The 6,918-nt window shown below is 50.1% G+C and carries 6 protein-coding genes; 4 read left to right on the top strand and 2 right to left on the bottom strand.

Going from position 1 to position 6,918, the window contains the following annotated elements; genetic code table 11:
* Positions 1 to 270: 270 nt before the first annotated feature.
* A complete protein-coding gene (locus G497_RS0112325; RefSeq protein ID WP_084516281.1) occupies positions 271 to 2,694 on the bottom strand; it encodes a pentatricopeptide repeat-containing protein in 2,424 nt (807 codons plus the stop codon).
* A 9-nt stretch (positions 2,695 to 2,703) separates the two neighbouring features.
* Entirely contained in the window at positions 2,704 to 3,324 is a 621-nt protein-coding gene (locus tag G497_RS0112330) for a hypothetical protein (protein ID WP_027188370.1), read from the bottom strand.
* A 223-nt stretch (positions 3,325 to 3,547) separates the two neighbouring features.
* Between G497_RS0112330 and G497_RS0112335 the strand changes: the two genes are divergently transcribed.
* From G497_RS0112335 to G497_RS0112350, 4 genes are all read left to right on the top strand, one after another.
* The gene (locus tag G497_RS0112335) at positions 3,548 to 3,835 is read left to right on the top strand and encodes a type II toxin-antitoxin system TacA family antitoxin (RefSeq protein ID WP_027188371.1); all 288 of its coding nucleotides are present in this window, start codon (positions 3,548 to 3,550) and stop codon (positions 3,833 to 3,835) included.
* The gene (locus G497_RS0112340; RefSeq protein ID WP_027188372.1) at positions 3,832 to 4,338 is read left to right on the top strand and encodes a GNAT family N-acetyltransferase; all 507 of its coding nucleotides are present in this window, start codon (positions 3,832 to 3,834) and stop codon (positions 4,336 to 4,338) included. Before G497_RS0112335 ends, G497_RS0112340 begins: the two co-directional genes overlap by 4 nt.
* 256 nt (positions 4,339 to 4,594) lie before the next feature.
* Positions 4,595 to 5,221 carry a DsbA family oxidoreductase gene (locus tag G497_RS18105; protein WP_169727005.1) on the top strand — a complete coding sequence of 209 codons (627 nt, stop codon included), beginning with the start codon at positions 4,595 to 4,597 and terminating at the stop codon, positions 5,219 to 5,221.
* Positions 5,222 to 5,353: 132 nt separating this feature from the next.
* The gene (locus tag G497_RS0112350) at positions 5,354 to 6,853 is read left to right on the top strand and encodes a protein adenylyltransferase SelO (RefSeq protein WP_027188373.1); all 1,500 of its coding nucleotides are present in this window, start codon (positions 5,354 to 5,356) and stop codon (positions 6,851 to 6,853) included.
* Positions 6,854 to 6,918: the final 65 nt, after the last annotated feature.

The following is a 6,918-nucleotide window of genomic DNA, read 5'->3' on the forward strand; positions in this document are numbered from 1 at the left end:
ACACACAACAAACTAATATTAAAGGCTTTTCTAATGAAGTGAAAGGCAAAATACAAAACAATCTTGTGCTGACTTGACAAGGGGCCACATAAGATCCTGCGCAGGCAGGGATCCAGTATTCTGTCTTTGGCCTTTCCTGCCTTGCGCACTGGGTAGCCTAACTTACTAAGAATACTGGATTCCTGCCTACGCAGGAATGACGGTGCAAAAGGTGTAAGCCGGGGAAACAAGCCTCAGGCGTTTCTTCGTTGCGGGCAATTCGCTATTGCCTTAAATCCATCCTTTCTCTTTCATGGCCTTTTCTGCTTCCTGTTTCCATTCTAGGGCTTCGTCTTGTACCTCAATATCTTTGATGGTGTTGTAGACATTGAGGGCAGCGGTTTTATGGTTTTCTTGAGGGTTCTTGGCATTGGCGTATGCTTCAATTAGTTTTGCTCCGGCACGGACAATCATTTCTTGTTTTCCGGGGAAATCGTCCAACAGGGGCAATGAGTCAAATATTTTTTGGGCTTCATTCGGATTGGCTGTTTTTCCGTAAGCAATGATCATGTGAACGGCAGCATTGGCACGTAGTAGTCGTATTTCTTCCGTATTACCTAGGTCTGTCATTGCATCGAATATTGCGCGGGCTTCATCAGTCTTGGCTGAATTCCCGTAAGTAAGGAATATGTTAAAAGCTGCTTTGGCACGCAATTCCCCAATAGCTTTCGTGTTTCCTAGTTCCTTCATGGCATCGAACAGAGCACGGGCTTCATCCAGTTTGGATGCGTTGCTGTATACATTGATCATGTTTATAGTAGCATTAGCGCGTTGTTCCTTAATGGCTTCTGTATCTCCCAGGTCTTTCATTGCATCGAATATGGCATAGGCTTCTTCTAGGTTGCCTGCATTGCCATAGGCAGCGACCATGTTCACAATAGCTTTGGCGCATTGTTCCCGTACGGCTTCCGTATCTTCCAGGTCTTTCATTGCATCCAACAGGGCGCGGGCTTCTTCCAATTTGCCTGCTTTGCCATAAGCATTAGCCATGTTGACAGAAGCATTGGCCCGTAGTTCCCTAATGGCTTCCGTATCGCCCAGGTCTTTCATTGCATCTAACAGGGCACGGGCTTCATCCAGCTTGCCTGTATCGCCAAAGGCATTGATCATGTTGACAGCAGCCTTGGCTCGCGCAATTCGTATTTCCTCTGTATCTCCTAGCTTTTGCATTGCATTGAATAAGGAGCTAGCGGTCGTGGTGTCGTTGATTCTGAGGTAGCCAGTGATAATGTTAAAATATGCATTGGCATGTTCATTTCGTATTGCTTTCGTATCGCCCAAGTCTTTCATGGTATCAAATAAGGCACGGGCTTTATCCAGATTTTTTATGCTGATGTAAACGATTATCATGTTAGCAGCAGCATTGGCACGCAGTACTCGTATTTCTTCCGAATCGCCCAGGTCTTTCATGGCGTCGAACAGGGCACGTGCTTCTGCTTGGTTCTCTGCTTCGCCATAGGCAGCGATCATGTTCACAGTAGCCTCGGCTCGTAGCTCCCGTATGGCTTCCGTATCCCCCAGTTCTTTCATGGCATCCACCAGGGCGCGGGCTTTATCCAGTTTGGCTGCGTTACCATATACATTGATCATGTTCACAGTAGCCTTGGCTCGTTGTTCCCGTATGACTTCCGTATTTCCTAGGTCTTTCATGGCATCGAATATGGTACGGGCTTCTTCTAGGTTGCCTGCATTGCCATAGGCAGCGACTATGTTCACAGCAGCTTTGGCGCGCTGTTCCCGTATGGCTTCCGTATCTCCTAGGTCTTTCATGGCATCGAATATGGCACGGGCTTCTTCCTGTTTGTCTGCTTTGCCATAGGCATTGGTCATGTTCACAGAAGCATTGGCCCGTAGTTCCCTAATGGCTTCTGTATCGCCTAGGTCTTTCATGGCATCGAACAGGGCACGGGCTTCATCCGGGTTGCCTGCAGTATCATAGGCATAGATTATGTTAACTGTCGCCATGGCACGTAATTCCCGTATTATTTCCTTGTCGCCCAAATCTTTCATACTTTCAAAAATGGCTCTTGCTTCATGTAATTTTTCTTTTTTAATGTAGTGGGAGAATAGGAATGCAGCTATCTGGGCGCATATCTCTTGTGTAGATACAGTTTCAGGTAGCTCTTCTGGCTCTCCTGTTACTAGCCGCTGTATGAGCTCTAGGTATAAACGGTGTGCTTCAAGAATATTTTTATCTTTTGTGTGCCCTAGTGCAATATATGCTTTGGCCAGAACCACAGATTGAGGGTAATTTAGGAACGTTTCCTCTAAAATTCCAAGTTTTTTCAGCGCACTATTAAAATCCTTGTTTTGCGAAAAATAGTTGATAAATTCACAGATGGATTTTGCCTTGTAGCGTGTTATTTCTTCTTGCTCTAATGAGGGTATTTTTTCAAAAAGTTTGTATAGGGATTCGGCTGTGTAAAGAGCATCCTTCGTCTTATCTTGCAAAACTTTACTTATTGAACGATAGAACATTTCAGCATGGTTTTTCCATTGAACAAAGTGACTTGCTTCGTTTTTATCTTTTGGTGGTATACCTAACCCTGCGGGATTTGCTAGTGGTGTTGTTATATAATTTCCTGGCTCTCTTTTGTCATAATGGCAAGATGAGATGAGCTCATTCATTATTTTTGTATGTTCCTGGGAATTCATAGTTTTTACCTACCTGCCTTTTGTATGAGATTCAGAATCCCATTTGTTTGCATAGTAGTTTATTAGGATAGACGAATGTTCGTTGAGTAGCTTGATGGATTCCAATTCTTCTTCCATTTTTTCCAAGAGCTTTGCAGATGCGGTTTCATTTAATGTCTTTTCTTTAGCTAGGTTATCTTCAAACGCTTTTTTCTTTTTATTGAGTTTATCGATTTCCAGCCTATAGGCATCAAAGTCTTTGTTGGTTTTGATAAGAGTGCCGAATAGTATCACAAGAAAAAAAGCACTTAACCCCGTAGTAAACGTTGCGTACCAGAAAATGAGGTCACTGAACCGGGTAAGGCCATCTTGATGTTTGGTGCTGATGTCCAGTTTGATGTTTGCGGCAAATTCTTCAGGCGTTTGAGTGGAGGCGTGTGGGCTAGGTGGAACTTCAGATATAAGTGGGATTTGTAAAGAGGCGTTGGTTGTGTTTGGTGCAGGGGTGGCCAGATCTGCTTTAAAGGTGTAAAGCCCATAGCAATCCTTAAAGGCAAATATCAGTGCCACAAAAGCGACAAGAAGAAGGATTTGAGAAAATCGAGTAAACCAACTCCATTTCTTGGGGGCCTTTTGAGTCTCTTTGTTCATGAGCCTTCCTGTATTGTTGCTAATGGGGTGCTGCTGCTGGGCATGTTGGGGCAAAATAGAGAATTGAGTAACCTTCAGCTACCCTCATAAAACCTATACCGTGAGAATTCAGCTTTCACAAGCACTGGTTGATACCTTCATAGATAAACACGTCTTTACTCCTCCCCCCCACCTTGCCATGTACGGTATTTTCCCGTACACTTCTTTCCAGTAGGAGGTTCCTATGACCATACAAACCAATGAAGGGATGACGCGCATAGACGCACGGATTCCCGTTGATCTGAAAGAGTCGCTGGCAGTGGCTGCTTCCCTGGAAGGGCGGAGCATGACGGATTTTTTGATAGCGGCCCTTGCGGAGGCCACCCGCAAGACCATTACCCAGCATTCCATTATTCAGGTGTGTCTTGATGACCAGAAGGCTTTGGCCTCTGCCCTCATAAATGACAATGCGGCCCCCTTGCCACGGTTGCAGCAGGCGGTTGCCGAACATGCCAAGGCCACGGGCAAATGAGCAAGGCACGCATTGTTTTTGAGCGGTTGGCCAAGCACCATGCCGTAAAAGCATTTACCTGTGGCAACCCGGAGCTTGATGGGTATTTACAGTTGCGGGCCAGCCAGGACCAACGCCGGGGGTATGCCACGGCCATAGTGGCTGTGCGCCCTGGTGCCGCCCATGAGGTGTTGGGGTTCTACACGCTTTCCACGGCCTCCCTCAACCTTACGGACTTGCCGGAAGAAACAACGCAGAAGCTGCCGCGCTATGGCCAAGTGCCTGCGGTGCTGCTGGGGCGTTTGGCAGTGGCCACGCATGGCCAGGGTAAGGGAATGGGGGCACTCCTGTTAGCAGATGCCTTGCAAAGAGCCTACGCCAGTGAGCTGGCCTGGGCGTTTTTTGTGGTGAAGGCTAAAGATGCACAAGCCGCTTCATTTTATCAGCACTTCGGCTTTCATTCGCTGGCCAGTGCGCCTTTGTACCTATGGATTACCCGGCAACAGGTGGCCCAGCTCTTTTAAGAGCAAAGCCACAGGGTGTTCTACCTCTTAGAATATTTGCGGTTTTTTGCCCAATGCAGAGGGCAAAATGAAATAAAACCGTAACTCTTTCTCACCTCTTCCCCCCTCCCGTCTCCCCTTCCATATCCTTACTCTTTCTATCGAAAAATATATTTCTAGTTTATTTTCCACTATGTGCTTATGCTTAGGCATTCCCAGCAAGCGCAGCACGCCGCAAGCACACGTGCGCAACCCCACAACAATACACGAGAATACAATGAACACACTGCAGATAGAATTTTTCCATGACGTCGTTTGCAGCTTTTGCTTTCCCATGTCGTTTCACATGCGGCAATTGCAGGCCCAGTTCCCCAATGTGGAAATAATCCACCGTTCCTTTGCCCTGGTGCGGGAAGAAGGCGACTTTGTGCGCATGTTCGGCTCGCGGGAGCAGGCAAAAAATGAAATTTTATCCCACTGGGAAAGCGCCAATGCCACAGACGACCTGCACAGGTTTTCCATTGAAGGTATGCGGAAGCAGTCATTTTTGTTTCCCGCGTCCATGAAACCATTGAGGGCGTGCAAGGCCGCCTTTTTTGTGGGTGGCAATGCCGCCTACTGGGACGTGTTTGATGCCTTGCAGGCTGATTTGTTCACCCACAGCAAGAACATAGAAGAGGATGCGGTTATTTTTGCGGCGGTGCGCAATGCGGGGGTCGATTTTGACCGCTGGCAGGAACTGTTCCGTTCCGAAGCCGTGGTGACTGCCGTGAACGAAGACCTGGAGCTTGCCCGCACGTATGGAATTCGTTCGGTGCCCACGCTGGTGGTGAACAAGCAGCACACCTTGCATGGGGTTGTAGGGCTGGCAGAACTTGTGCGCGTGGTGAAGGCTATGGAATAAGGCGCGGGCACGCCTTCACTATGGACGAATGCCCCAAGCATACTTACCATGCATAATGGCCTGTGCTGAAAGCTTCTTTCCCTTCGTACGGGCGTTTATACAACTGTCCCTTCCCCTATTTGAGGCACCCATATGTTTACTTTTGACACAACCTATAGTTCCTTGCCCTCTGTGTTCTATAAACTGCAAAAACCCACCCCTGTGCGGGGGGCTACGCTTGCTGTGGTGAATGAAGCCCTGGCAGCGGAGCTTGGCCTGCACCTTGCGGACTGGCCCCAGGCAACACAGGCGGATATGTTTGCAGGCAACTTGCTGCCGGAAGGGGCAACCCCCTTTGCCCAGGCCTATGCCGGGCACCAGTTCGGGCGCTTTACCATGCTGGGCGACGGCCGGGCCATTATGCTGGGGGAGCACATTACGCCAGCAGGCACACGGGTGGACGTGCACCTGAAAGGAGCCGGGCGCACCCCCTATTCCCGTAATGGCGACGGCAGGGCCGCCCTTGGCCCCATGCTGCGCGAATATATTATTAGCGAAGCCATGCACGCCTTGGGCATTCCTACCACACGCAGCCTGGCGGTTGTTACCACCGGGGAAAAGGTGCAGCGCCAAACCATGCTGCCCGGTGCCGTGCTCACCCGCATTGCGGCCAGCCACATTCGGGTGGGTACGTTTGAATTTGCTGCCATGCAAAATAATGCACATGCCTTGCAGTCTTTGGTGGATTACACCATAAAACGCCATTTCCCGGCGTGTGCCGAAGCGCAAAACCCTGCACTAGCGCTTTTTTCTGCTGTGGCTTCCGCACAGGCCACCTTGCTTGTGCACTGGATGCGCGTGGGCTTTATTCACGGTGTGATGAACACAGACAACATGGCCCTTTCCGGGGAAACCATTGATTATGGCCCCTGCGCTTTTATGGATGCCTATAGCAACAACACTGTGTTCAGCTCTATTGATGACGGCGGGCGCTATGCTTATGGCAACCAGCCCTTTATTGCGGCTTGGAATCTGGCCTGCTTTGCCAATGCCCTGTTGCCGTGCTTTCACCCGGAGCATGAAGAGGCTGTGCACATGGCTGAAGAAGCGCTGGAAGCATTCCACACCACCTATGCCCAGGGCTGGCTGGCCATGATGCGCGGGAAACTGGGCCTTGCCGCGCCGCAGGATGACGACGAACAGCTTGTGGCAGACCTGCTGGCCTGCATGGAACAACACCATGCCGACTATACCAACACCTTCCGGGCGTTGGGGGCAGAAGAATTTCCCGCTGGTGCGGGCCACCCGGCAAGCGCGGGTAACTCTACAGGCGCTGTAAGCGGCGTTAGCCCCCTGTTTGCCAGCCCGGAATTTGCGGCATGGCGCACGCGCTGGCAAGCGCGCCTTGCAGCCAACCCCATGGGCGTGCCCCAGGCCATGCAGCTAATGCAGCAGCACAACCCGGTGTATATTCCCAGAAACCATTTAGTGGAAGCGGCACTACGCAGCGCAGAAGAACAGGGGGACTATGCCCCCTTGCACAACTTGCTGGGCGTTCTTGCTGCCCCATACACATGGCGGCCCGGCCTGGAAAAGTACGAGGCTGGGCCGAAGAGTCACGAAAGAGTGTACCAGACCTTCTGCGGGACATAATTCCGCTCGGGCTGCGTGGAGATGTGCGGTCAGCAAAGCTGCCCGCACCCTCCGCCCTCGCTCCA

Source organism: Desulfovibrio cuneatus DSM 11391, from assembly GCF_000430005.1.
GTDB classification, from domain to species: Bacteria; Desulfobacterota; Desulfovibrionia; order Desulfovibrionales; family Desulfovibrionaceae; genus Frigididesulfovibrio; species Frigididesulfovibrio cuneatus.

Excerpts from the sequence above, each read along its gene's own strand:
- G497_RS0112325 (WP_084516281.1), bottom strand. The coding sequence starts at position 2,694 with ATGAATTCCCAGGAACATACAAAAATAATGAATGAGCTCATCTCATCT.
- G497_RS0112330 (WP_027188370.1), bottom strand. The coding sequence starts at position 3,324 with ATGAACAAAGAGACTCAAAAGGCCCCCAAGAAATGGAGTTGGTTTACT.
- G497_RS0112335 (WP_027188371.1), top strand. The coding sequence starts at position 3,548 with ATGACCATACAAACCAATGAAGGGATGACGCGCATAGACGCACGGATT.
- G497_RS0112340 (WP_027188372.1), top strand. The coding sequence starts at position 3,832 with ATGAGCAAGGCACGCATTGTTTTTGAGCGGTTGGCCAAGCACCATGCC.
- G497_RS18105 (WP_169727005.1), top strand. The coding sequence starts at position 4,595 with ATGAACACACTGCAGATAGAATTTTTCCATGACGTCGTTTGCAGCTTT.
- G497_RS0112350 (WP_027188373.1), top strand. The coding sequence starts at position 5,354 with ATGTTTACTTTTGACACAACCTATAGTTCCTTGCCCTCTGTGTTCTAT.